This is a genomic window from Paenibacillus sp. 01T431 (assembly GCF_056398625.1).
In genome coordinates this window covers 486,601-513,417 of sequence record NZ_JBFTPT010000002.1, presented here as the reverse complement: position 1 = coordinate 513,417, position 26,817 = coordinate 486,601, and the positions used below count along the sequence as shown (strand labels likewise).

The 26,817-nt window shown below is 39.3% G+C and carries 22 protein-coding genes and 1 pseudogene; 11 read left to right on the top strand and 12 right to left on the bottom strand.

What is annotated here, in order from left to right; all coding sequences use genetic code 11:
- Window positions 1–72: 72 nt before the first annotated feature.
- The 6 genes from AC1DM9_RS04780 to AC1DM9_RS04755 all read right to left on the bottom strand — a co-directional run bounded on the left by AC1DM9_RS04780 (window position 73) and on the right by AC1DM9_RS04755 (window position 10,086).
- The gene (locus AC1DM9_RS04780; RefSeq protein WP_477578817.1) at window positions 73–1,485 is read right to left on the bottom strand and encodes a restriction endonuclease subunit S; all 1,413 of its coding nucleotides are present in this window, start codon (window positions 1,483–1,485) and stop codon (window positions 73–75) included.
- Complete coding sequence (locus AC1DM9_RS04775) at window positions 1,478–2,965, bottom strand: class I SAM-dependent DNA methyltransferase (RefSeq protein ID WP_477578815.1); 1,488 nt, start codon at window positions 2,963–2,965, stop codon at window positions 1,478–1,480. Before AC1DM9_RS04775 ends, AC1DM9_RS04780 begins: the two co-directional genes overlap by 8 nt.
- A complete protein-coding gene (gene hsdR / locus AC1DM9_RS04770; protein ID WP_477578898.1) occupies window positions 2,966–6,214 on the bottom strand; it encodes a type I restriction-modification system endonuclease in 3,249 nt (1,082 codons plus the stop codon).
- A 339-nt stretch (window positions 6,215–6,553) separates the two neighbouring features.
- Window positions 6,554–7,657, bottom strand: a complete 1,104-nt coding sequence (locus AC1DM9_RS04765; protein WP_477578813.1) for a hypothetical protein — start codon at window positions 7,655–7,657, stop codon at window positions 6,554–6,556.
- 2 nt (window positions 7,658–7,659) lie between these two features.
- A complete protein-coding gene (locus AC1DM9_RS04760; RefSeq protein ID WP_477578811.1) occupies window positions 7,660–9,315 on the bottom strand; it encodes a DEAD/DEAH box helicase in 1,656 nt (551 codons plus the stop codon).
- A gap of 78 nt (window positions 9,316–9,393) precedes the next feature.
- Window positions 9,394–10,086, bottom strand: coding sequence for a restriction endonuclease (locus AC1DM9_RS04755; protein ID WP_477578809.1), 693 nt, complete (start codon window positions 10,084–10,086; stop codon window positions 9,394–9,396).
- Window positions 10,087–10,361: 275 nt separating this feature from the next.
- Between AC1DM9_RS04755 and AC1DM9_RS04750 the strand changes: the two genes are divergently transcribed.
- A complete protein-coding gene (locus tag AC1DM9_RS04750; protein ID WP_477578807.1) occupies window positions 10,362–11,270 on the top strand; it encodes a hypothetical protein in 909 nt (302 codons plus the stop codon).
- 84 nt (window positions 11,271–11,354) lie between these two features.
- Here the strand turns inward: AC1DM9_RS04750 and AC1DM9_RS04745 are convergent, their stop codons facing one another.
- Entirely contained in the window at window positions 11,355–12,833 is a 1,479-nt protein-coding gene (locus AC1DM9_RS04745; RefSeq protein WP_477578805.1) for a recombinase family protein, read from the bottom strand.
- A gap of 467 nt (window positions 12,834–13,300) precedes the next feature.
- Complete coding sequence (locus AC1DM9_RS04740) at window positions 13,301–13,645, bottom strand: helix-turn-helix domain-containing protein (protein WP_477578803.1); 345 nt, start codon at window positions 13,643–13,645, stop codon at window positions 13,301–13,303.
- A gap of 30 nt (window positions 13,646–13,675) precedes the next feature.
- Here AC1DM9_RS04740 and AC1DM9_RS04735 point away from each other — a divergent pair, with 30 nt between their 5' ends.
- From AC1DM9_RS04735 to AC1DM9_RS04720, 4 genes are all read left to right on the top strand, one after another.
- Window positions 13,676–13,834, top strand: coding sequence for a hypothetical protein (locus AC1DM9_RS04735; protein ID WP_477578801.1), 159 nt, complete (start codon window positions 13,676–13,678; stop codon window positions 13,832–13,834).
- 7 nt (window positions 13,835–13,841) lie between these two features.
- Complete coding sequence (locus AC1DM9_RS04730) at window positions 13,842–15,293, top strand: recombinase family protein (RefSeq protein ID WP_477578799.1); 1,452 nt, start codon at window positions 13,842–13,844, stop codon at window positions 15,291–15,293.
- On the top strand, window positions 15,277–16,854 hold the full coding sequence (locus AC1DM9_RS04725; protein ID WP_477578797.1) for a recombinase family protein: 1,578 nt from the start codon (window positions 15,277–15,279) through the stop codon (window positions 16,852–16,854). Before AC1DM9_RS04730 ends, AC1DM9_RS04725 begins: the two co-directional genes overlap by 17 nt.
- A gap of 363 nt (window positions 16,855–17,217) precedes the next feature.
- A complete protein-coding gene (locus AC1DM9_RS04720) occupies window positions 17,218–17,391 on the top strand; it encodes a hypothetical protein (protein WP_477578795.1) in 174 nt (57 codons plus the stop codon).
- A gap of 5 nt (window positions 17,392–17,396) precedes the next feature.
- Here the strand turns inward: AC1DM9_RS04720 and AC1DM9_RS04715 are convergent, their stop codons facing one another.
- The 3 genes from AC1DM9_RS04715 to AC1DM9_RS04705 all read right to left on the bottom strand — a co-directional run bounded on the left by AC1DM9_RS04715 (window position 17,397) and on the right by AC1DM9_RS04705 (window position 22,755).
- Window positions 17,397–20,279 carry a TrlF family AAA-like ATPase gene (locus AC1DM9_RS04715; RefSeq protein WP_477578793.1) on the bottom strand — a complete coding sequence of 961 codons (2,883 nt, stop codon included), beginning with the start codon at window positions 20,277–20,279 and terminating at the stop codon, window positions 17,397–17,399.
- 649 nt (window positions 20,280–20,928) lie between these two features.
- Entirely contained in the window at window positions 20,929–22,011 is a 1,083-nt protein-coding gene (locus tag AC1DM9_RS04710) for a hypothetical protein (RefSeq protein WP_477578792.1), read from the bottom strand.
- A gap of 435 nt (window positions 22,012–22,446) precedes the next feature.
- Window positions 22,447–22,755 carry a hypothetical protein gene (locus AC1DM9_RS04705; RefSeq protein ID WP_477578790.1) on the bottom strand — a complete coding sequence of 103 codons (309 nt, stop codon included), beginning with the start codon at window positions 22,753–22,755 and terminating at the stop codon, window positions 22,447–22,449.
- A gap of 99 nt (window positions 22,756–22,854) precedes the next feature.
- On the opposite strand from AC1DM9_RS04705, the pseudogene AC1DM9_RS04700 reads away from it, so the two are divergent.
- Window positions 22,855–23,124 (top strand): annotated as a pseudogene (locus AC1DM9_RS04700) (SpoVR family protein); the annotation flags it as partial.
- Window positions 23,125–23,817: 693 nt separating this feature from the next.
- On the opposite strand, the gene AC1DM9_RS04695 reads toward AC1DM9_RS04700, so the two are convergent.
- Window positions 23,818–24,099 (bottom strand): hypothetical protein, encoded by a 282-nt coding sequence (locus tag AC1DM9_RS04695; RefSeq protein ID WP_477512536.1) that lies wholly within the window; start codon window positions 24,097–24,099, stop codon window positions 23,818–23,820.
- Between the two features lie 192 nt (window positions 24,100–24,291).
- Here AC1DM9_RS04695 and AC1DM9_RS04690 point away from each other — a divergent pair, with 192 nt between their 5' ends.
- The 5 genes from AC1DM9_RS04690 to AC1DM9_RS04670 are packed head-to-tail and all read left to right on the top strand — an operon-like array spanning window position 24,292 to window position 26,605.
- Complete coding sequence (locus AC1DM9_RS04690; protein ID WP_339204144.1) at window positions 24,292–24,534, top strand: spore gernimation protein GerQ; 243 nt, start codon at window positions 24,292–24,294, stop codon at window positions 24,532–24,534.
- Window positions 24,535–24,546: 12 nt separating this feature from the next.
- On the top strand, window positions 24,547–24,933 hold the full coding sequence (locus AC1DM9_RS04685; RefSeq protein WP_053376866.1) for a spore coat protein: 387 nt from the start codon (window positions 24,547–24,549) through the stop codon (window positions 24,931–24,933).
- A complete protein-coding gene (locus tag AC1DM9_RS04680; RefSeq protein ID WP_477512534.1) occupies window positions 24,930–26,066 on the top strand; it encodes a zinc-dependent alcohol dehydrogenase in 1,137 nt (378 codons plus the stop codon). Before AC1DM9_RS04685 ends, AC1DM9_RS04680 begins: the two co-directional genes overlap by 4 nt.
- Window positions 26,067–26,097: 31 nt before the next feature.
- The gene (locus tag AC1DM9_RS04675; protein WP_339204146.1) at window positions 26,098–26,298 is read left to right on the top strand and encodes a hypothetical protein; all 201 of its coding nucleotides are present in this window, start codon (window positions 26,098–26,100) and stop codon (window positions 26,296–26,298) included.
- Between the two features lie 10 nt (window positions 26,299–26,308).
- Window positions 26,309–26,605 carry a spore coat protein gene (locus AC1DM9_RS04670; RefSeq protein WP_477550206.1) on the top strand — a complete coding sequence of 99 codons (297 nt, stop codon included), beginning with the start codon at window positions 26,309–26,311 and terminating at the stop codon, window positions 26,603–26,605.
- Window positions 26,606–26,817: the final 212 nt, after the last annotated feature.

The following is a 26,817-nucleotide window of genomic DNA, read 5'->3' as shown; positions in this document are numbered from 1 at the left end:
GGGCGATCCCTCATTGGTAAAAAAGGATTAGGATTACTAAATACAGTAATCCTAATCCCTTTTTTGTTAATATCAAATAAATTTCATAAATTCACTTAATGTCCTTAATACGCTTTCCTCTGATATGTTTGTTCCCATTTCTCCACTAAATGCTCTTGAAAGTATCGATTGCTGAAGATCAACCAAATACTTATCGACCATTCCTAATCTCTTTGACGTTTCCATCTCTGACTCCATGTATTTTTCAAGATGGACCATGATCTCATGTTGTTCAAGAATTGGCGGTAATAATACAGTCATCTCTCTGAAAGTTTTTAAGCTAATCTTTTGTTGAGCAACACCTTTAGTCTGTAATTGAATTTGCTTTTGAACAAATGGTGATTTTATTGCGTACATAATAAATTTATTATCAGCAACTTTTTCGTTAACTCTGAGTTTTATACAATCTGCTGTTATTACAGCCCGTTTTACATATGCTGGACAAATATCAACATCTCCAGGTGGATCACCCATTTTAGTTATTAAAATGTCCCCACTTTCAACAATATGAGCTTTAAGCTCATCAGACTTTTCATTAGAAACGTATTTACTATCCAATTGATAATCGGAGCTTCTTATATTTCGCACAAATATTAATTGGATTCCTTCACTTTGATAATCAGTTACTTTTAGATTGCTACCAAATGGACCAATAGCAAGAGCATATTTCTCATCTGCCGCAATGGAATCAAAACTTTTAAGGGTCCAACCTTCAGGAACGCCTTGAATATCTTCTTTTGTTGATAATTCGGTTTGATTCTCTTCACGCCATTCCCTCGTCAACTCGCCTCGAAAAGCCTTGTCCAAAATTGCCGCTCGACGAAGTTCAAAGGTTTCTTTGGCTTCTTCAATTAATTGTTTTGCTTGATTGATTTTGTCCAAGAGCCTTTCGACTTTATCAGCAATACGTTTTTGTTCGTTTAGAGGTGGGAGTGGAAATGGATAATTTTTAATTACTGTTTGAGATATATTCGGTTGAGCTCCGCCTTTTCCTAAATTAATAAATTGTTCTTTCTGAGCTTTGAAGAAATAATACATAAATAATGTTGTTGTAAGATCATTAGGAGTGCCAACAGCACAGGCTTGGTTCGTAGTAGCATCGATACCGAAAATACCCATTTTACCGATAGTTGCCCCATACATTGCGATTGCTACTGATCCTTTGGGGAATAACTTAGCACTAGAGTTTTTTACTGCATCTTCAGAAATATACTCCTCAGTTTCAAGTATAAGTTGATCTCTTAATTCACCTGTTTTTATCCATGGTATATTCCCTTGATAATATTCTAAGTTATTACGTGATGGAGTTCCGCCCGATCCCCATTTTGCAATAGCTTCACTCTTCACCCAAATCCAATTCTCTGGCACTTTATAAGGCTGCTCTTCTTCCGGCACCAAAACTTCTTTCAATAATTCTTCAACCGACTTGGCACTTTTCTTACTCATTGCCGTACACCCCTGATGCTTCTGCAACCTTTAACAAGTCTGACTCACTTACTATATAACTATCTCGTTTTGTCTCTACCGCCTTTAGTTCAGCAACGACTTCTCCGAGTAACGTTAACGCTTCTTCCAGCTTAGCCATCGCTTCTTCTGCCGAATCAATCGGGTCAGGGAGATTGTCGTAGGCAGACAACGATTCATCAGCGATCAAGCCAATATCTAAACTGTCATCTTTTTTCAAGATCTCCTCACGAGTAAACACGTTAAACCGTTCATCTTCCACTTTCGAGCGGTCCTCAGCCGTATAAGCCGTAACAAACGCCTCAAAGTGAGACTGAGTAAGCGGCGTACGCTTGCCGAAGCTAGGCATATTCGTCCGCAGATCATACACCCATACATCCTTGGTACTGTCCTTGTCTGTCTTCTCACGGGTAAAGAATAAGACGTTCGTTTTCACACCTTGCGCGTAGAAAATCCCTGTCGGTAACCGCAAAATCGTATGCAGATTGCACTTATCCATCAAGTCAGCTCGAATCTTCGCACCTACGCCGCTCTCAAATAACACGTTATCCGGCAGGACAACCGCCGCGCGAGCTATACCATTCGCCCGCAAGGCACGATAAATATGCTGAAGGAAATTCAGCTGTTTGTTCGTAGTCGTGAATGTTAAGTCATCACGCGTTGGACGTTCTCCGCCTTGCTTCGTACCGAACGGTGGATTCGTCATGATAACGTCGAAGTTTTTCAGGCTTTTCCCATCATCTGTGAGCGTATCCCCCAATATTATTTCACCGTGAATGTCGTGCAACATGGCGTTCATCATCGCCAGACGATGTGTATCCCTTACTAACTCAACACCTGTGAACGCTTGATTTTTCTGGAACTCAGCTTCTTTCTCTCCAAGGTCGAAATAATCATCAGTCTCGCTTCGCACATGGCGATCTGATGCGATCATGAAACCGAATGTCCCTGCAGCAGGGTCGTTACAACGCTCGCCTGGCTGCGGGTCTACAAGCTTTACAATGACATCAATCAATGGACGAGGGGTAAAATATTGCCCCGCTCCCGATTTCGTCTCACTAGCATTCTTCTCCAACAATCCCTCGTATAGGTCTCCGAGTCCTTCTTCCTTCGCACTGTACCAATCAAGCTGATCAATAGACGTAATGATTTTCTCTAGGTTCTTCGGTTCGTTAATGTTCGAGGATGCATTCAAGTAAATCTGCTTAATAATCTCGTTACCTTGTATGCCGAGGTCAAGGAGTAACTTACGGTAATGTTGCTGCAATACTGTTCCGTGCCGTGCAGTCAAGGAATCCCAACGATACTCCTCTGGCAGAATGGTTTCGTTGTCAGTTTCCTTCATCATTTTCAAAAATAGCAAATACGTTAGTTCCGTCACATATTGATGATACGTGATGCCATCATCACGCAGTACGTTACATAAATTCCAAAGCTTCTGTACAATATCCTGATTTCCCATTTATGCAAGATCCCTCTTTCGTGGTGTATATAGCGCTGTATTGATTGTCGTTACAATTTTCTCCATTTCTCCGTCGAAAATCTTGTTCAATTGCTTGTAGCCGCCCTTGCTCTTAAACGGCTCAACCTCGAATGCTTTCTCCGGGTTCGGACCCAGCACCGATTCCTGCAGTAACTGCTTCTCTATTCGCTTCAGCCAATCCTTCTGGACCTTCGACCAGACTTTCATATCATATATCTTTTTCATAGCATTGGATATACGCTCTTCATGGCTAATTAATGGATCGCCGAGCGCTTGCTGACGAATGAAGCTGATAATGTCCGCCGCGATATCTTCATTCTTCGCATCCCGCCATGCCGCTTGCAGCGTTTTCTCCGAGTAGCCTTGCTGATCAAGCGCTACGCGAAGCTTGCGCAGCTCATCGCGAGTCAGATCATTCGGACGCGTGCAAATAATCGTTAGGGCTGGAATTAGGTTTAAATTCTCTTTAATGAAGGAATGAAATCCTTCTAAATAATCCTCCGGTTTCTGGGCATTGCCATAACCTCGAGTGGTCGAGATCAGCTTATCCTCATGCTCAGAAATATATATTCTGTGGGACCTACCTCGATTCTCATCGATAAAACCGATGAGCGTTTTCTTTGCCTGTAAGTCAGCACCTGCTTGAAGGGCACTCATGTTCTTCAGATCAGTGATAAATTGCTCAATACTCATTCCGCTGGATAGCGCCTTAAAGTCCTCTTGATCCTTAGCCGTCCAAGTACGCTTCTTGCGTTGAATCTTGGCAATGATCTCGTCCTTGTGTTGCTTTCCCTGTTCTTCACTCTCGAGTTGAGCAAGCTCTTCTGTGAGTACATCCAGTGTTACTGTCGGTTTGGTCACGACTGGCTTCATATCCGTGTACGGCTTCAAGCTCTCGTAGATTCCCACCGCGTCGTAGATCATAAAATGATCTTTCTCAATCTCATCGCAACGTCTAGTTGCTCTTCCGAGCATCTGCTCGTACAAAATCCTTGAACGAACACGGCGCATAAAGACAAGATTCGTGATGCTCGGAATATCAATACCTGTGGTCAACAGATCAACTGTAACAACAATACTAGGCATCCGCTCATTTTTAAACAGCTTAATCGCGTGAAGCGGATCTTTGATCGAACCTGTGATTTTCAGAACTGCATTGTCGTCTACCGCGCCGTAGACCTTCTCAAGCTCCTCTTTAAAAATCCGAACAACCATATCCGCATGATCATCCGTTGCCGCGAAAATGAGTGTCTTCCCTTCCGATTCAGGATCGATATACTTTGTGAGTTCTTCAAGTATGACACGGTTAAAATTCTCCGTTATAACGGTTTTGTTGAATTGAGTGACTTCAAGGTTAATCTCGTCCTGTAGCATTTCCTTATCGATATTACCGGAAGAGACATCATACACCGCAATCTCTTCTCCTACCTGCCACTTAATCCCGTGTTTCTTCAACTGAGTTTCGAATTGCATCGGCGGTTCATGATCAATCAAATAACCATCGATAACCGCCTCTCGGTACGAATAGTTGTATACCGGGCGCCCGAATATCTCGACCGTATGTAAGGCTGGTGTAGCCGTCAATCCGATTCGTACCGCGTCGAAATAGTCCAGTACCTTGCGATACTTGCTTACATAATCCTCATGGTCACGAAACTCTAATTCAAGTTCGGACATTTCTTTATCAAGCGTATAGCCACGATGGGCTTCATCTACAATAATGCAGTCATATTGATCAACCGAAGGGATATCATTATCATCTGATTCGCTGTAAAATAACCGTTTGACCATTCCCTGTACGGTAGCGATCTGGACTTTGGTCTCTTGATTGGGCTTCTTGTCATCCAATGTGTGAAGCTCAAAAATCTCAGTAAATGAATGATAGCTCTCCAACTTGGAATCCTTGAAAGCCGCTTCAGCTTGACGACCAAGCGCTGAACGATCGACGAGGAAAAGTATACGCTTAAAGCGATTATGTTTAATTAGACGGTAAATAAGACCGATTGCCATTCTGGTTTTCCCAGTACCTGTAGCCATCGCGAGCAACATATTACGCTCTCCGGTTTCAATCGCATGTTCAACGGACAAGATGGCATCCTCTTGATACGGGCGCAACTTGAGATAATCCAATGTCTCATCCTTCAGGGCTTTGCTGGCTTCCTCCATATCCTGTTGCAACAAACTCTTCAGCCCCTGCGGCGAATACCAGGCTTGTAATGGACGCGGATGATTCGTTGACTTACGTGCGTCAAGGAACCATATACCTGACATATGCTTGAGCTGTTCCAGATATGGGCGTCCGTTCGTGGAAAACAAGAATGGAACCTGATAGTTGCCCCATGGACCATGAATGGTCTCTTCGCCGTGACGAATAACCTGCATGGCATATTTCTTGGCTTGTGCAATGTCCGCTTCCACGTTTTTACTGATCCGTTTGGCTTCAACGATTCCGACTAGCTCTAAGCCACAAAATAGCGCATAGTCCGCAAACCCGGTCTTGAGTGCCCATTCTGCTATCGCGAGATTACGCCCTTTCTCCGGACGAGCACCAAGACCAAAACGAAGAGTCTGTGAATCGGCTTCCCAGCCAGCTTGACGCAGTTTCTCGTCGATGATTAGTCTCGTCTCAGCTTCTGTTAGCGCAAAGGCGCTACCTGCCTGCTTGGATTTTGTATGACGTTTCTTCTTATCTTCATTCGTAACGTTTGTCTGCTGCTTGCGTAGCGTTGTAAGTTCCTGCTGCAGCTGCTCCATCTTCGCTTCATAGGACTGTGCAAGTTGATCCAATTGATCCTGATTGCTTGCATTATCCTGCTGAATAGGTTCTATGTAATCTGACGATATGAAGTCCCAATCGCCGTACACTTGCATAAACCACACGCTGAGACGGAACGCTAGCTGCGTCAGCGCCTGCGCTTCTCGTGTCGAACCATAACCGGCTTCATGATTTGCTTTATTTCCTATTTTACGAAGCGTATGAAGCATATCTGCAATCTCTTCGGTCAGTAGATCATCCCGCTTTAACTGAGACAGCCGTTCAACCTGCGTTAAGTCTTTCGTTTCATCCATTTCTTCCAATGCACATATATATTTAGTTAACGTTTCGCCGAACATACGGAGTTTAATCAATGATGTATTCGGATCAATAAAGAGATTACGTTCCGCCATCTCGCCAAGATCGGATAATATGTTCCAGCGGTTTTCCAGGAATGTAAAATTGCCATTCATCATATTCTGCACCTCAATATTCAATTGATAAAATGCATGTTAACATGTTCATTTGACATTTTCTTGTCACTGAACATCTAATTGATAGAAAATATTTGGACACTGAATACCACAACAATGGGATAGTTCTATAGTAGCAGGTTAACTCTTGTTATTCGACATTCAATTAATATAAACCTTCATATTTGGAAAATCTAAGCATGACCCATTGAGTCAATCCTTGAATAACCAGCATTAAAAAAAGCCAAGTAGCCAATAGGCAACCTAGCTTCAATATTGGATAACTAACTAAAGCTCTGATAGTGGAATCTACATTATCAAATCATATGTTTAGTTTTCTTAATGTTCCAATTCATATCTTATTACCTCTGGTATTGTTCGAGCATGATTATTCAAAAAATAACTTAACTTTTTTTTAGTAAATCGCCCAAATTCATTCCCCTGAAAATCAATATCATATACTAAAAAATACTCATTATCTTTTAATTTACAAAATCCAGAAAAATCTGAAATGATAAATGGATCATAATCAGAAGGGATAAATAACTCTGAATCTGCTGTTAAGATTATTTCATTCGATGACCAATAATCTGGGTATTGTCCTTTCACTAAATACCAAGATTCAGGTGTTAACTGAACAAGTGTCCTTTCATTTTGATTTATTAATCGCAATAAACCTAACTCGGATAAGTGGTCGATATCAACTGTTACAGATGGTAAGAAGTCAACATCTACCCATTCGTTAAATGATTGTTGCAAACTTCCAATCTTTTCAAGGTATCGAACATACCTTTCTTTAGAATAAAAGTTTTTTATTCTTAAATAGACATCCTCTTGTTCCAAGTTTTGAATTGCTGTTAAATTAACGAACAATTTATTTTTTTCACGAAATAAAAAATTCTGACCTATGAATCCCTTAATTAATTCCTCCACCCACTTCGATTGTGAGTTCGTCAGCATAAGTTCAGACGAAATTTGATTATTCTTTTTATGATATTTTTTTATTGGGTATGTATAAGATTGTTTCTCCTTAAAAAAACTCAGTAATAATAACGATACAGTCAGTTTACTGGCTTGTTTACGAATCGGAGGGTCTTTTATTTGATTAACAGCAAAAGAACGACCATAACATTCAATAATTTCTTTTACATCGTTGGGCATTGAACCGTTAATAAAAAAGCCTTTATCCGTCAACTTTTTAATATACTGTTTCCTAGTGATTTCTGACTTCAAGGCGAACTTAACTAGTGTATCCAACTCTTCTTTCTCCATCATTTTAAATACGCGACTTTTTAACCTTTCAATATCAGTTAACAAACCCGTAATAAGCGATATGTAATGTCCCTTTTTAAATCGCTCATGTTTATTACCCAATCCATGATAAAGTGCAATATTTCTAACTAATTCTTCATCTGCATATTGAAGCATATCGATAAGTTTCATCCTTACACTCCCCATTCAAATTGATCGGCATCTAAAATGGAGTAATGGTAGCCATACTGAATCATCTTTCTTCTCCTGCGGTTGTAATCTTTCTCTTCTATCGTGTTCGCACTAACAACAGAAATGAATACCCCTTCCTTCTTCAAACCATCTGAAGGCAACAGTTTTCCAATACGTAAATATTCCTCGCGTTCTGAACCTGCATCATAAGAAACATTAATAATAGTATCTACAGAATGAAGCCGTATCTTCTCAAGCGTTAACGATGCAGCAATAAATATCCTTGTCTGTCCATTATTGAAATGGTCGACAACTTCTCTCACCTTTTCTTTGTCAACGTCACTACTTATCACTTCTATGTTAAACATCCGTTTATAGCGTTCAGTTAGCTCTAAACGAAAAGATACAATGATAATCCTTTTTCCCTGATACTTTTTTAAAATACCTGTTAAAACTTTGTCCTTATATTGATTTAGTGCCGCAACTCTTCTTAAATGACTGTCTCTATTTAATTTTTTTGAATATTCAACATCATCAAATTCAGATAACGGTGTTCTCACTTCTATACACTGAACTGGGACATGAAATTCCTTCTTAATTAAAGTTCTAGGTAGAACCTCAAACCATTTAGGACCGACAAGCGATAACACCTCTCCACCGCGCTGATCTGAACGCGCTAGAGTTGAAGCTATTGCTAACTTAAATTGTGATGGGATATTTACTGTTACTTCATGTGTATCAGTTGGTAACTTATGCGCATCGTCAAAGATAATGATTCCAAATGAATAGTCAGAAAACTTATCCATATTGCTTGATATATAATCATAAGTTCCAATTGTTATAGATTTGATCTCTTCATTACTTTTATCGACAAGGGAAATGTTTGTTTTCGTAACGTCGGTTTTGTCAAGTATTTCATTAACCCAGCCTTCTAAGCTGGCATCATTTTCAACAATAATTAGCGTTGTTTTCATAAGCTTTTCCATGATACTGAGCGCAATTAATGTTTTTCCTGAATTAGGTGGTAATACAAGCGTTCCACCTCCACCCGTATGATGATTGTTTTTCATGAATGCTTCAACAGCCTCAATTTGAAAATCATATAGAGAAAATGGATTCCCATCGGCTGTTTTATGCATCAATCGCAGTGTAAAAGGTTTATCGACTTCATACGTTTCATCCTTCCAATAAATTTCATTTTGAAATAGCAATTTCTTAATTTCCAACTTATCCCGAAGTAAAAAGAGTAATTTACTGTTAGATGCTTCAACGATCTTTGTTTTCACAAAATCAATACCACATATTTTCGCAATCATATGATCAATCGAGTGAATACAAAAATGATATTCATCAAAGAATGAAAATCGAAGCATATCAAATTCATGAATCATATTACGTATATATTCTTTAAATCGTTCGGAGAGTGCATGGACTGCATTCCTCTCAAGAAACTCTATTATTTCGTCAGAGCGCATTCCTTTAGCAGCAGCTGTCCATAACGCATAAGGGGATAGATGAAAGGTTTGCACTTCTTCAGGTGCTTGTATTAGATCAGAAAACCCACTTAAATACTGACTAATTTCACCTGTTTGATCTAACCAATCGAAGAGATATATTTTCTTACTCTTTTCATGAATAGTTAAAGGCATATTAGGCATATTGCTTCCCCCTTTCATAATAAAATATATGACAGGCAGAGCAAGTCCAATGTCTATAATTTAATATCCTTTAGGTTTTCACCCAAGGACTTCAGTTTCTAATTCCATATATTCACCAATTAAGTCCATCAATTTTTCTCCATTTATCGTGTGTATGGGTTTGTCTTTGGCACATTCCCGAGCTTGTTTAGTAAATTCCCCTGTCGTTATAAAGAAACCCTCTTTTGCATTAGTTTCGATAATTGCGCTGTGAAACTTTTGGATATCGGGACGTCTCACCTTAGTAGTAGTGTATCTTTTACACTCAACGAGTCGTACCCCATCTTCAGCATGTAAAATAATATCTTTTCCCCCATCCCCAGTTTGCTTAGTAACTTCGCAACGAAAACCAGCATACTTAAATACGCGTGCAATATAGTGTTCGAATTCATATGGGTCCATCTGTTTTAAGATGTCTAAGCTTTTGCTTTGTAATAACTTCCTTTTCTCTTCGAGTTGTTGTTCTTCAAGGATTCGTCTTTTGTATTCCTGTTTCTTTTTTCTTTTGTAAGCTGAAATTTTAATAACTAAAAACCATATAACGATTATTACAAAAACAAGTAATATTTTATTGAGTAGGCTAAGACTTCTAACATACGAAATCGAATTATCGATTGCTTCTGCGATCATCATTAATATTGTATAAGCAATTACTAACGCAGTTACTAAAACCGCAAGAATGGTTACTCCACCTTTGGAACCAATTTTCCGCCGACGCCTTCGTCTAGCCATAATTAATCACCTCTAAGTGAGGTTTATTTTCCCACCTAGGACTAATTTAATGCACCATCATCAAAATATTTGTAATTAAATCACAATTGAAATTCAGCAATTTATAGTGCAGGCGAAGAAAACTTATACGTCATCATAAAATACTTCTTAACTGGAGAATTCAAACGTAAATATAAGACGAGGACCAATGACTGCCAAGTTAACTTCAACAACCGGTTAACCTCAATCAAATCAACGGTTACTCAGTTAACCATTCAAGGAGCTGTGCGATATCTATGGCGGATAAAACATTCGGAGTAAAGGTCGTTCCAGAACTGAAAGAAAAGATCGACCAACTATTCAAAGATTCGGACTTCATTACACAAAAAGAATGGTTTCAACATCTGCTCTCTATTTATGATTTACACCAACTGAAACATCAGGAGGGTACGAAACGATACGCCAGCGATTTGGACTATATCGGGCAGAACCTAACACGCGTCCAAGAAACCATCGTACAGATGATGAAGAAAGCAGCCGATGAAGCAGCACATCAAGAAGCCGAATCGATGAAAGCATCTGATGAGCTAAAGGAGCAACTTCAACAAAGCAATCAATTGCGTAAAAGTTTAGAATCCCAATTAATTGAAACAGAAGAGCTGGCAAATCAGCACAAGAACAATCTGACGGATCTACAGAAGCAAAGCGGTGTACTCGACGAGCTGTGTACAACATTAAAGAAATCCCTGCTTGATAGAGACGCTGAAATAGTAGCTATGAAAAATGAACGCACTCAGTGGGTGTCCTCGGATTATCCTGCTACAATCCAGAGCCTAACGACAGCTAATCAAGCCCTCAAGCAGCAATGCCAGATGCAGCAGCATCAGATCGATCTGCTGCGCATGGAATATGAGAAAAAGCTGGAAATGGAACAATTAAAATTGGAGTTTGCTAGGAAAGAAGCTGAGTTACTCCTATTGTCTCAGCGCAAACCTAACAAAGAAGATCCTAGTGCCCCACCCCGTAAAAGAGGACGTCCGAGAAACGAAGAAGCTGTACTCTCTATCAGTGGTCAGCAACAGTTATCTACTGATGATTTTGATGAAGCAGATATTGAGCTGGATCAAGAATACGATCTGCCTGAAGATGCCAAGGATTTATATGAATTGCTCGGTGATGAGCCTCCGATATCGCAAGAAGAATGAAAATAACCCCCGTCCGAATCCGGCGGGGGCATCTTAGTGATATTGTATGAATAAACGATCATGATACCAGTGCTTTTTCATCGTCTATAACGGCTGAAGCCGAATTTCAATATCTTCATCTCCATGAACGATCACATATTGTATCAACGTTTGAATCATTCCTTTCGCTTGCTCGACCGGCAGCAAATTCATTGCTTTAATGATATTGTTCACTTTATCGTTCAATTCTTTTTGTACCTGTGCCATATCCACCGCTTCAACTTCCCCATGTTCCATTTTCTCCAACCCGGATAAAATATGATCCAATCTTAACTTCTCCTCGTTTAAATCGTCTAACTCAATTAAACCAGAAGTATAAGCCTCTACTTTTCTCTTATAGCGTGCTTTCGCAGTGTTTCCCTTTTGCTCAAGTTGCTCCCTCTCTGACTTTACGACCGCTTCCTTCGCCATAATCAACAGGATACCGGAATTATCTTCAACGAGTTGCATTAAACCTTCTTTGAACCATTCCTCGACAGAATCGGCACGGTACTGCTTACTGGTACAAGTCCCTTTATTCTTATTCGCAGAACAACGATAGACGCGGTATCGTTTGTTAGGAGAACCTGAGAATCCGATGCTCATACCGGAACCGCAATTTCCGCACCTCAGCATGCCACCCAGAAGATGAGGGCTTGTCTGGGCTCTTGGAGCAACAGTTGCCTGTCCCATCCGCTTGTGTACACCATCCCATATTGGCTTCTCAATAATGATTGGGATACAATCTTCCACGTTTACCCATTCCGATTCATCTTTGTCCTTGCGCTTAGATTTGCTCGAATCTTTCCTATTCCAGACCAATGTGCCTTTATAAGCTGGATTCGATAACATCAGCTTAATTGCTCGAATTGACCACTCTTTCCGCTGTCTGGATGGAATGCCTTCTTCATTTAATCTCTTCGCAATGGAATAAAAACCGAGCCCCTCATTCAGGTACAAACCGTACACCCTCCTTACTATATCTGCTTCCTTTTCATTAATAACTAAGGACTTCTCCACCAGGTCATATCCATACGGACTTTGTGTTAACCATTTCCCGGTAGTCGCGGCGTGAAACATATTTTCAAAAACGCGTTCGCGAATACGCTCCCTCTCAAACTCAGCAACTGCTCCTAGAACCTGCAGCGTAAGACGACCTGATGGAGTGTTGGTATCAAATGATTCGCTAATGGATACAAAAGAAACCTCGAAATTTTGGAACATGTCGATTAGATTCAGTAAATCTAGCAATCGCCTACTCATCCGATCGAGCTTGGTGACCATGATACGAGATACGTTTCCGCTCTTTACCGCATACAGCAACCGCTTTAACTCCGGTCGATCTAAGTTTTTAGCTGAATAACCGTCATCGACGAAAAGCTGAACCTGATCCGTCCAGCCCATTGCCCGGCAATAAGCTTTTAACCGTTCCTGCTGTTCATCCAACGAGACGCCTTCTCTTGCTTGCTCATCGGTAGAAACCCGGCAGTATAAAGCCACAGAACGGATATTATATGCCTCATCTTCCCTTTGTTTTCCGCTCATGACTTCCCCCCCCTTGTCCATACCTATGCCTGTCCTCTTATTTATATGATAATTCATAGGGTTGTCCCTTCTATCTAGCCGCATAGATTAGATCGAGGTGATGTTATGGGACAACTCAAAGTCCGTTTTACTATTGAACATCATGACGAACAGAGTAGCTTTACATCATTGTCCGACTTGCAACGGCACTCATTCTCAGAACTTCTATTGAATCGCCTCAATGATTTTGAAGTTCGTCTGAAACGTACAGCTGCAGACATATGGCTACAGCAGAGGCTCGGTAGAGATAACCATTCAGGCTACCAAATAACGATGCTGCAGAATCATCTCACCTCAGAAAAAACGGACTAAACGCCAAAAGCCCAACTCCTTATACAGGGGTTAGGCTTTCCTTATCGTCTTCCGTTTATTCACCATAATAAACAGTTATTTACAATGATGAATACTTTTTCAATGTTATGGACAGCTTAATGGATGTCGGATGATTCAGCCGTGAACAGCTCCACTCCTTGCTCCACCATAGTCATCAAGTAATCAGCAGCAGTCGGATTGGTACGTTGCAAGTCCAACAACAATTCGCCTATTCGCTCAGCACGCCACACTGTATGATTGCTCTCATGAACATCCTCGTCAATGATCATATGTAGTTCTTGCTGCAGCTTGCTCAATATTTCCAGCTGGATGGTCTGTGTTTTTCCCGTTTCCAGATTGCTTAAGTACGCGGGTGACACCCCTATTTCTTTGGCAAACTCATTCAGTCCGAACCCTTTCTGCTGTCTAATCTGCCTTAGCTGTTGACCAAAATTGCTCATCTTCATCACCACCTTAGGAGGAATAACATCTTGAACCGCAAAAGAACACGTACCACTGAGTTGCAAATTTCATCCATTAGTCACATTCACGACCCACTTGCCGCACGCAAATGGATGGAACTATACGTCACTCTGCTGAAGAAGCAGCTTATCGCCAAACATGTTGAGCAAAGCCCTGGAGAGGAGTGAATAGCCAATGAAAACAGTATTGTATGCTCGATCTTCCATTAAAACGCAGGAGCATTCTATTGATATGCAAAAAGCTCTTGCTCTAGAGAAAGTCAAAGCGAAGGGCTTCTTATTCGATGATCTATATCTGGATGAAGCTGTATCGGCAAGAAAGACCGAAATTCACGAACGACCACATTTAAGTCGTTTAATTCACGACATAAAAAGTGGTCTAGTCTCAACAGTTTACGTTTATAAGCGTGATCGTTTAGCCAGAAATGTTGTACAGTCGATGGAGGTATTTGAACTGTTCCGTTCCAAGCAAATCACAGTTGTATTCACCGCCGATAATGAAATACCGATCCAATACTCTCCAGCCGGAGAATTCTTCGAGCTGATCATCGCAGGTTTCAATCAGCGTGAAGCCAATCAAATCGTCCAACGCATCAAAGAAACAAAATATACGATGACGAAACAAGGGAAACATGCACAAGGTCGGGTCGCCTATGGCTATGTAATCGATAAGGACAAGAATTACGATCAACATCCGGAGCAAGCCAAGACGATCTACAAACTGTATGATGCGATTATTAAGACCAAATGTGCTACGTTCTCAGATTTTATTCGAGATATACAGCGACATGATGGGTTTCCAGCCAAATGGGATTACAATCGAATCCAAAGTTTGATTGGAAACACCATTTATAAAGGCATTCGAAAAATCGAGGAATTTGGTGAGCATTTAGAGATTGAGAATGAAAGACTCCGTATCGTTGACGAAATAAGTTGGAGTAAGGCACAGGAACGGATGAAAAGTCTCATCCAATCTCGCTCTCGAAAAACTAGTAAAGTCCCTATGATTCTTGACGATCTGATATTTTGCGGCAAGTGCGACAATGCCATGTTTGGCAAAGAAAAAACGGATCTAAGCACAAGAAGATATTACACCTGTAAAAGCCATAGTTACATCCGTCTCGCTCCTGAGTTGCTGGAAAAAACGATTTTGGAGGAGTGTGCAAAATTCGTCACGGCGCAGTTTCAGACCTACTTTCCTGAACTGTACCAGCTGACACACGGGAACCTGATTCAGTTTTACCAAGACTCCATTACTGAAAGCAAAAAGGCGATTCAGTTATATAAACAGAATCTTTTTGAAGATACCGCATCATGGCTTCAATCCCCAACACCAGAATTACAGGATAAGCTATTCTACCTTCACAATTGCATTCGTCGTGAAGAGGAAATGCAACATTATTATCCCTTGGAGCTTGATCAATTGCAGAAACAGTTCCATCTAATAAAGGAGCTTCAACAATCAGATGATTTAATAACCGAGGTTCTCTCCTATAGCGACTGTGAAAGAGAAGAGTTCATTCGGGACATTGTCTATCGCATCGAGATTGACGCTCCCTCACTTTGTATTCAATTTCGAGATCCGTTTAAAGGAAAGGCTGTGATTCTACATGTTGGCGTTAGCTGATCTCATACAGCCTGGGATGAGGGGCGCTTTCTATGGGCGCCATTCTACGGATAAACAAACGATGGAAACCCAGCGGTCCATGGCTTATGAATTTGCAAAGAAATATGGATGCACCATTACACGTGAGTACGAAGATGCTGGCGTATCCGCTAGAAAAAAGAAGCTAGATGACCGGGAAGGAATCTCCCTTCTTCTTAAAGAAGCGATTGACGGTAAATTTGATTTCGTCTTAATTAATCATCATGACCGTATCGCACGAAACCCAATGGAACATCAGAAGATCCGAATGATTTTAGCCGGTTGCAATATTCCTGTTGTTATCAGCAGTTCCGAGAGCTTGTATGACTCTGGGGATTTTATTGTTGATCTTATCAAGGATGGAACTTCCAAAATGGAAGTCGATAATACTCGAATTCGTACCCGTGATACCGCCAAGAGTATTTTGATTAAAGGAAAATGGACTGGCGGTAAAGCCCCTTTTGGTTACCGCTATGACAAAGTAAACAAAACCTTTTCTCAATTCGGAGAAGAATTGACAATTGTAAAACGTGTGTATGAGTTATACCGCAATCGAGAAGGTTTCCAATCCATCGCACATTTAATCAGCCATGAATTCGGTAAATCCATTAGTAAAGCAACTGTACGATGGATTATAACGAACCCATTTTACGCTAGTTACATGTCTCACCATCGTAAATCCGAACGCTCAAGAAATTCAATTACTCCAATCGAAAACTGGATGATGATTAAAAGTGACTTAATCGAACCCATTATGAGCTTGGATGAATGGAAAGAAACCTGGGCGATCTTCGAGCAGAGAAAGACCGGAAATCTCAACCCAAAAATGTACAAAACGAGCTTCTTTCTAAGCAATCTGCTGAATTGTTCAGTCTGTAATAGTATTTTGATTGGTAAAGACCAAACCACATTTGATAAGAAACGAAACAAACATTACGGAGAAAAGTGGTATTGTTGCCCGACTTGCAAATATAAGATCGAGTCATATCGGATGCATGCCGTCATTGATGCTGTTCTGAATGACTTGAAGTCTCAAAATCTAGAAACCGTTAGTTTGGATCTATATAACGAGTTATTGAAGGAGCGTCAACTCGTTAATGATCGATTGAGTAGGACCAAGGTCGAGTTAAATGGAGCAGAACATCTACTACAAATGGCAGAAGATCAATCCAAACGCCTCGCGTCAATAGTGAAAGATCTTGAAACCATCGACGATAACACCAAGATGGTTCAAATCCTTACTTTGCAGAAACAACACCTCTCCATCCAGATCAAAGAACTGAAAACAGAAATTAATCAGTTAGACAAGAGCACTCACTACCTCGAACTGATTGAGGGAAATGAAGATGAAATCACGCGCAATATTAAATCAATGAGTATCATGACAAGTGAAGATAATAAAAACGATATCCGAAAAATGATTACCTATCTAGTTGTGCAAGCTACATTTACTCCAAAAACCATTGATAGCAAGAAAGTAGTGACTCTTGGAGATATAGCCATCCAAACCAGAAGTAGCCTTGTAAGAACAACTATCAGTTAACCGACTGTCTTAACTAAGACGGTCGGTTTTTTAGTTGTCACGGTTAACATTTCCGGTAGTGGACAAGTTCTCGGTTATTGGGTTAGCTCGTCCTTCGCGGGTGCCAAAATCTCGGTAAGAGATTAGGCACCCGATCGGTAGCCTAACCGGCTACCGAGACAAAGCGCCCAGAAAGTGCTTGTACACTGGGGTTTGTCCACTTTCTACATTCACCATTATGGACAGGTTTTTAGGATGGTAAACGTTTCTCGGTAATTTGGGTAAGAATATACTACGCGGATCATGAATATCGGAATTTAGGGAGCATATTCAGGGGAATAACTTCATAATCTTGTACAAATTACATAAAGGAGGTTAATAATTATGGCTTATTGCGATTATTGTCATGAAGGGATCGGTCCAAAAAATACCTACGAGTTTATATTTCACAAAAGAGGTGTATTTGGAACTCATGAAAGCTGCAAAGAAAAAATGTTAAAACGATTAGATAGAATTGAAAAAGAAAATCCCCCTGATGATCATCACCAAGGGAATTAATATAATTAAAATCCATATTTTCTTTCACGTTTTTCAAAAGCTTCTTGTCCACCTTCAAGAATTTCGCAGACATGTTCCTTAATTCCTTTTTTCAACAATACACCAGTAGCATCTTCATTATTAAAAGAACATTCTAAAGCACCTGAAACATACTCAAACCTATACTTCTCGTTTTCTCTCTCAACATGCTGACCCGATTGATTTGCTACTATAACTTGTTCCGCGTCAGTCAGAACAACTAAATTAGCATTGTGAGTTACTAATATTATCTGGCGCACTACTTTTTTACTTTTAATAAACTCATTTAGTTCTGTGTATATTGTTCGATTATCAAGATTATCTTCCGGTTGGTCAATTAATATAGGATGCGTAGAGTTACTTAAGTGTAAAAATAACTGTAATAAAACTAGCCCTCTTTTACCTGGTGACATATGCATTAGAGAATCATTTTTTTGAATGAGATTAAAGTCAATATAACAATAATCCGCCAATAAGGCTAAAATGACTGTTTTAAGCTCATATGCACTTTTTAATTTAAAATCCTTATTTTCGAGAACACTTGAAAATATATTCTTGACTTTTAAAATATGGTCATCTAATGAATTGAAAATGAACTCATCATTTTCATCAAAACATTTCGGTAATATTTTGCACATCTTCTTTTGCCTATTGAAGAGATCTGTAAATTGTTTAAAGAATCTGTCCTTATCAAAAAGTATCTTGGTATTTAATTTCATATCTTCTGAGATAGTATTATATTCTTGCTTATTTAATTCTAAGTTAATAAAATTGTATTCATTCATCATTGAAGCATAATTAGTAATTATATTATCTTTTTGCTTGTTATATTTTTCCTTCTCTAATTTCAACATTTTATCTAGTTCATTGATATCGTTCAGTAATTTTTTTTGCGTATCCAGACTTCTTTGTAACTCATCTAGTCTGTTTCTATTTTCAAACTTCTCGTTAAATGGTATCAATTCATGCATTATTGTTACATTTGTTTCATTAAGTGATTCTATTATTGAGTTTATTGCATCATATTTCACATAATCAATTGTTTCTTGTAATACCGGAATTAATATTTTTTCTAATCCTCTAGTAATTTCATTAACATAGAAACTGCTTTTTTCATCAGTTTCAAATTGCTTCTTGATATTATTAAAAGAATTATTAATACTAGTCGCAAAGGACTTTACTGAATTCTTTGTCTCTTTTTCAAATTCCTCTAATGCTTTTTTTACAATTCCCATTCTATTCAGTTCATTTTCATTTTCATCTTTCTTTGATCTTAACTGAGTAAATTTTAGTGCCTCATCATTAGAAAATCCAGAGCTAGCACGTAATTCATTTATTTCACTTTCGATTTTCAGAATTTCTGCAACAACTGAATTTTTATCACCATGTTTGTCTAATTGTTCAGAATAACTTTGAATTTCAGTTATTGTATTAAATAAGGTTATAATCTCTTTATCAATCTCTGTCGAATAACTTGCTACTTCATTCATGTGTTCTTGATAATACTTATTAAACTCAGTATTCTGAAGTAAAATAGTTAAAATAATCTGTCTCAAATTTTCCTGACCTTTATCATCAGCCAAATGATGAATATACAATTGAGGAATATAGGTTATTTGATGTTTTGATTTTTTTTCCATCTCCTCTTCCAGATAGTTAGTAGCTCCATCAAGCCAGCGTACCTCAAAATTAAAATCTGCATTATTTTCAAAATCATAAATTTTATTAGGTGTTTTTTCTTTAACTTGCTTTGGATCAATTGTCATTGCTATGCAATGAAGAAGTAATGATTTTCCAGATGATTTGCCGCCAATAATGACATTTAATCCATCGTTCAATTCAATCCATTTATTCCCAAATTCATTTTTTTCTCGCTTATCTACAAATCTTATTTTCTCTATGACCAAATATGATGTCTTTGGGTTAGGCTTATTCTGTGAAATACTTACTCGTGATTCTGGCTCATGGATGATTTGATTTAAACCGTAAAAATTTGGATCTGCCTTAATCCAAGTTACTTTGTTGCTTGGATATACTCCATAATCAGCATATGCATGAGCATCACTTCCCGCAATCGCAGGTTTATGTACTCCACCTATAGCAGAACAAAATTCATCAATAAAGCTTTCATTCTTTTCTGTTCTCTTTCCAATAAACAAATCAATGGTGTCTTGTTTTCTAGATTCAAAAATATCTGCAAGTCTTAAGTAGAAAGTATCAGTTATAGGGAAACTTCTCCAGTCAAGCTTACTTAATCCATCACTAGTATCATAAGGGAGTAGCACGAAACCTTTATTACTTGGTATGCCCTTTATTGCATTTACAAAAGAATCTTTTGTGACTTCTGCAACCATCGAACCAAATTTTAAACGTGCATGTGAATCCATATTATCTGGATCAAATCCCAATTCGCGCTTCTTATCATTTCCTAAAATATCTGCTTGAGAAGCAATTGCTTCGTCCGAGAGTATTCTATCAACTAATCTTAGTTTTAAATTTGATTTAAAATCAATCAGTTGTTGTTCCGTTAGTTCATTGGACAGTATAACATGAATATTTAACCTATAATTAGTTGGTGATTCAATCCTTAACTCCATCCCTGGTAGGACCGTTTTATTTAGAAACCATCCTTGAGATTGGACTGTTCTCATAAATTCCAAATAACCATCAAATGTCCAATAATCCATTATTCCAAACACCGAAACATCAGAATTATTAATTGTATCTAACATCACTTTGAATGATTCAACTTTTTCCTCTTGCGTCATTAATGCAAGTCTTTGACCTCTCCAATGAAAAGAAGCAGGAGTGTGTACATGTAAATCCCATTTTCTCCACTCTGATCCTTTAGGGTACATAAATCCTGTCATTTTATCCCTACTATCTTCCAAATATTTTTAATTTAAAATTCGACCTTTGGAGTCAAATTCCTTCTTTTCTCTACATATATTCACACTCTTTATACGTATCTAAAGAAAAGCATCTTTGCGATACGAAGGCTTGTCTTCGATTTGCTCAGGTGCTTACAACAAATGATTCATGACTACTAATCACAGTATTCATTCAAGCGAATGAACTAAGATACTTACAGAGGATAAAAGCTCTCATTGAAATCGAACTTAGTGGGATCAACTCATTAAACAATTAATTATCTTTTTCATGGAAAAGCGAAGATGCTTGAGCGCTATTAAAACATATACCTCTAATCCCCAGCCATCCACAAATTCTACAACCAGTTCTACATTTGTTGTACCTTATTTATGACCTTGTTAATGTGATGTTAAATTGATACCATTCAGAACAAACTCGTCAACTCTGACTTCAATCGAGATTTCTCTACCCAGGACGTACATAAACTTATGTCTATAGGAGTTCGTCCAATTTTAAAGCTGAAAACAAAAAACACCTCTCAGCGAATCTTCCGCGTAACTGCTGTTATCTCATTAATTAATTGATTATGAGAAACATTGGAATCAAATGACTAAATTTAGGTTATTTAAAATAGCCTTAATTAATCCTTTATTTCTCTTCAACAGTTCTTTTGTAAAAGTCGACTTCACGCTCTGAAATATCATCACTCATTCCTATGTATCTTGCGACAGATAAGATAATAAGTACGATACTTAAGTAAACCTGAATAAAATGAAGACCTTCCCAAAATGCAGAAGGGAAATCTGCAGTGTATGACTCGTTGAATACTGATACAAGCCCACTGTATACGAATAGCTGATAAAAATTGATATCACCAATATAGTTTAGAATTTCTTCTTGAGTACCAGGGGATGAAACAAAATAATAAAGGTAATATAATGAAGAAAACGTAACAATGATTTCAATTAATGAATGTACAGCAAGTGAAATTCTAGAAGACTTTAATAAAAAAGATCCTTTCCAGTTGTTCACATAAACTGTAGTGTTACCATAAGAAAAAGTTTTTGATTTCACTCTAACTACATCAGTATAAAAAGCATAACTTATTTCTATTCCTCTGGAGCCTACCCTTGCTACAAATACATAAAACATTATTAACAATACGTCGTATGCCCATGAATTTGAGTATACAAAAAGAACTAAGACTAATGAGAATATCAAGTTCAACCAGTTAGAATTTTGGATAAAATACTTATTATATATCTTAATTTCATCCCATTTACACAATGGAATGTCCTGCTTAATGCTTCTTGGGCAGTAGCAGGTGCAATTTTCATTACCTATTTGTCCAACAATAATTTCCTTAAAACGTTTTGCAAAAAAATAATCTGGAGAGATAACAAACCAAAAAAATTCTTTTAGTGAACTAATTTTTAATTTATACAATTGACTGAGCTTTTGAATTATTAATTTCTTATTTGAAATCGATATGTAAGCCAATAAATGTATTAAGAAAGCAAAAAATATATTTATGACTGCAGAAATACCGCACAATAATAAATAATATTTTTCAAAAACAATTTTATTGTCCATAGCTGAATATAACAATGTGCCAATTAATATTATGAAAAAGAAGAATTTGATTCCTTCCACTTTACCAGACCTTTTCTCCATCTGATTATACAAATCTACATTTTCATCTAAAATTCGCTTATTCATGAAGTCTTTCATCTAAATTCCTTCTTTCCCCTTTCGTCATTATAAAATTTGAAAACAAAATATTACCTTGCAAATGTCTCCTTGTCTCCAATAAAAAGTGCCTGAATTAGCGGAGAAGAAAGCTTCTTCAGAAAAATTCAAAACCATCCTACTAGGTTCTTTTCAAATCGTGATCTTCATACTTGATGTCGGATTATTGCACGTAAAGCTTAAAATTATTTGTATGAAGGGTTAGATTTCCTGAAGATGTTATTATTAAGTTTTTTAATTGGTTTATCCCATTATTCTGACGCTAAAAAAGTGGCATTGGTTAAAACCAATCCCACACTTAAGAATTATCACATTACCCTACCGAATACCCCTTCATTTTACAATAAAACTTAAGGTTCATTATTTAAAATAAAGTCTCTTTGCTTTTGCGTAATTTTTATTCATTAAATTCCTCGTTTAATACAACTTACTACAAGTTGCTTTAAGTTTCTCTGGATTTATACTATTAATAATTATATCAATAGTCTTTTGCGAATAGATATTGATACCCCTTGGAATTTCACCGCCACTTACGAGCTCAAGTAACATAATTTCTGAAGTAATAGATGTGGTTTGATTATTAATCATTCTTCTAATATACAAATGCACCTGTCCATTATGATTTCCATGAAGCACTTTTTCCACTAGTAAAGTTGAATCGCCCGTTAAATCCTGAATATATTTACTTAACTGCTCTCTTTCGCGGTTGTATTCATTTAATTTCATTTCCTTTCCTCTCCTCCTTATGATTACAAACAAAGTTTTCTCATTTGTAATTTCCCATAATTAGTGGAAAATTGCAACAGTAATTAAGCACCTTAGAATAACGAAGGCTGGGCATCCTACTGGCATCAGCGAATTATTCGCGAGCTTGATCTAACGAGCGATGAAACGATTACGTTCGCTAAGCTAAACTCCTCTGTCGTGCAGCCATCCCGGCACACCTTGAATCCCTATTATTTGGGCTTGAAAATATTCGAGGATATCGAGCGCCGATTCGATAATCCAACGAAGGAAGAACAAGCACGCTTCGGACGCGTCCCTGGCAAGGGCAGGGACAAAATGTTCGAGGTACGCGAGCTCGATTCAGATATAGATTGTGTTCATCTGTGATGGGAAGAAGACGAGTCGGAAGTTTGTTTGAGTTAATAGAATAGTGCTTCTTAATTCTGCATTGAAAGTATAATACTGAGACAAAAAACCCGATCTATTTTGATCGGGTTTTCTATTTTTCGGACAGAGGAGGTGAAGTGGGTCGATAACTCTTATATACAGAATATTTCCTCCATCATTTTCAAGCACAAATAAGAGTTATTGATTAGTGCATCATACGTCGCAGGTTTCCACTTTGCCGCCCGTAATGAGTTCGCGGTGCTCCGACACGTAGATGTTAATGCCCTTTGTCGATATTCAATTTGTAAAGTGAAGCAGGCTGTCTTCAGGGAGAGATCAAAGTCCAGCTAATTGTATAAATGGGGCTTCACTGCTTAATAATACCCGGATTCGAATAAATTTTTTGAAAATGTCCGAGACATCTCAAAAAACAAAAAGCTTCGGCACAAGCCGAAGCCTTCTGACGGTGACTCTCTGTTCCTGTGGCAAATACGTTCCTCCGAGCGTCAACGTAGATTCTTTGCCCATACGGAGAGTATCGGCTAAGGGTAAACATCATCGCAGCGTCTTCTCGACATCGATAGACGATCATACCTCGACATTAGTAAGCCTGACTCCACATGTATCCGAAAAAGAAGGAGACTCTCTACCAAGCCTATCTGCGCCAAGACCATTTTATTGTTGGTCCGGTAGACGTAATGCGTTTTCTGAGGTTTGTGCTTGATCTAAAAATTCCTCTGCTTGGGTCAATTGCTGCCGGGCCGTCTCCAAAGCTTGTGAATTTGTTGCCGCATTAGGTTCACTTATCGAGTTTATCGCCTGATTTAAAGCCGATTGCGCCTCAGAAACTGCGTTAAATGCATGCTGCTCCAGCGTATTGCCGCTCGAGTTAAGTGTACCTTCTGCCGGTTTTCTTGCATTTTCGGTGGCTAGATCAATTTTGTTTTCATTGGGCAAAGCGAGTCATCCTCCCTTGAGCAAAGATCATTAATTTAAACAGAAATAAGTATGCGGATGAGATTTTGTTTATATTCCTGCGACTGCATGGGAATATCCGGATCTCACTTTTCCGGCAAACAATTTTAGTATAAGATCCGGTGCCTCGGAAAATCTAACGTTGATGAAAAAACAGGAGGTGATAATTACTCAATGAATACGCCAACGCTAGCGCCGCACGAATCGATGGAACTACATGAAGCGTTAAACTTTAAAACGCTCTGCATCGCTAAGTCAAAACTTATGCAAGGCTTGGTCTTTGACCAAGAACTAAAAGCGTTAATGCAGAAAGACGTCATTCAATCCACACAACAAATCACCGAGCTGCAAGCAATCTACGCAAGAGTTCCTTTCCAAGCGCCTGTTCCGAATAGCCCGACACCTATAACACATTAAAGGGGAACGCAAATGAATACCGATTATTTAGACCCGATTAATTCATTAAATATGCCAGAAATGGCAGATATGACTTTTGCAATGGACTTCCTTCTTCGTGCCAAGGAGGGTGTACGAAATTTATCCATCGCCCTGACGGAAACGGCTTCTCCGGATGTAAGAGCGCTGCTGCGCAATCATCTTAAGCAGGGGATTGCAATGCACCAAGAAATCACGGAGCTCATGATTCGTAAAAAATGGTTCCATCCTTACGAGCTGAACGAACAGTACCAACTCGACCAGCTTTCGGCGAAAAATACGGTGATGATCGGGCAGATGAATTTGTTCCCGGGTGATACGTCGCGTAAAGGGATGTTTGATCGGACCCCAGATGAACATATTGGAGGACATAAAGCATGAAGGCGGTAACGTATCAAGGGATTAAAAATGTCGTAGTCAAAGAGGTGCCGGATCCGAAGATTGAGAAACCGGACGATATGATCGTAAAGATCACCAGTACCGCCATATGCGGTTCCGACCTTCACCTTATTCACGGGATGATCCCTAACCTTCAGGAGAACTATGTCATCGGGCATGAACCGATGGGGATCGTAGAAGAGGTAGGCCCAGGCGTGACAAAGGTAAAGAAAGGCGACCGTGTAATCATCCCATTCAACATCGCATGCGGAGAATGCTTTTTTTGCAAAAATCAGCTGGAAAGCCAATGTGACAATTCAAACGAACACGGGGACATGGGCGCATATTTCGGCTACTCCGGAACGACCGGCGGATACCCTGGCGGGCAAGCCGAGTATTTACGAGTCCCGTTCGCAAATTTTACCCACTTCAAGATTCCCGAAAACTGCGAACAACCGGACGAAAAGCTAAGCTTGATCGCCGATGCCATGACGACGGCATTCTGGAGCGTAGATAACGCCGGCGTAAAGAATGGTGATACGGTCATCGTGCTCGGCTGCGGTCCAGTCGGACTACTGGCCCAGAAATTCTGCTGGCTAAAAGGAGCAAAGCGGGTCATAGCCGTCGACTATGTCGATTACCGCTTACAGCATGCGAAGCGAACGAACAATGTGGAAATCGTAAACTTCGAACAGGATAAGAATATCGGTAACAATCTCAAGGAAATGACCAAAGGCGGCGCCGATGTCGTGATTGATGCGGTAGGAATGGACGGCAAGATGAGCGATCTCGAATTTCTAGCAAGCGGTTTGAAACTGCAAGGCGGCACGATGAGCGCATTTATCATTGCGTCTCAGGCTGTCCGCAAAGGCGGGACTATCCAAGTCACTGGGGTATACGGCGGACGCTATAACGGATTCCCGCTCGGCGACATCATGCAGCGCAACGTGAATATCCGTTCCGGACAAGCTCCGGTCGTTCACTACATGCCGTATATGTACGAGTTGGTTACGTCGGGCAAAGTGGACCCTGGAGATATTGTTACGCACGTCATTCCGCTCAGCGAGGCCAAGCGCGGTTATGAAGTGTTCGATACGAAAACGGACGATTGCATCAAAGTCATCTTAAAGCCTTGAATATGGATAGATACATGGGAGGACAATCCGAATGAATTCCAATTACGCTTTGCATGAGATGCTGGAGGTTCATGAAATAGCTGCGTTCAAGACGGTTTGCATGACCAAATCCAAAACCATGCAAGCTCTGGTAACCGACCCGGAGCTCATGCAAATTTTGCAGCAAGATGTGCAATTATCACAGCAGCAGCTTCAGGAGCTCGGTGGAGTGCTGTCTAAAATGATCCTATAGGAGATAAAACATGAACACAATATTAGAACACATGGCAGGGCTTCATACGCTGACCGATGACGTGATCGCAATGGATTATTTGATGAACGCCAAGAGCGGAGTCAGAAACTACGCCATGGCCGTGACCGAATGTGCCACCCCTGAAATCAAGCAAATTTTGATGAAACAGCTCGACGAAGCCATAGACACCCATGAAAAGATAACAATCTACATGATGCAGCGGGGCCTATATCATCCCTACCATATTCCAGAGCAAATTCAGCTCGATCTGAAAAACATTCAGACCGCTATGAACATTCCGTCCTGACACCGAATTTCGTCCCAGCAAAATGTGCAAAACCACAATGGTTCAAGCGCGTTTTTGATTTTAACCGGAGACTTCAGAGAATAAAATGTTCTCCGTGTCAAAAATCCAACAATACAATAAGGGCGGATACTGTCTAGGCAGATCACAAAGAAGTGCTCCCGATCGTCATCCTCAAGAATGTGCCGTAGGATTTGGCTACATATACTGAGGTA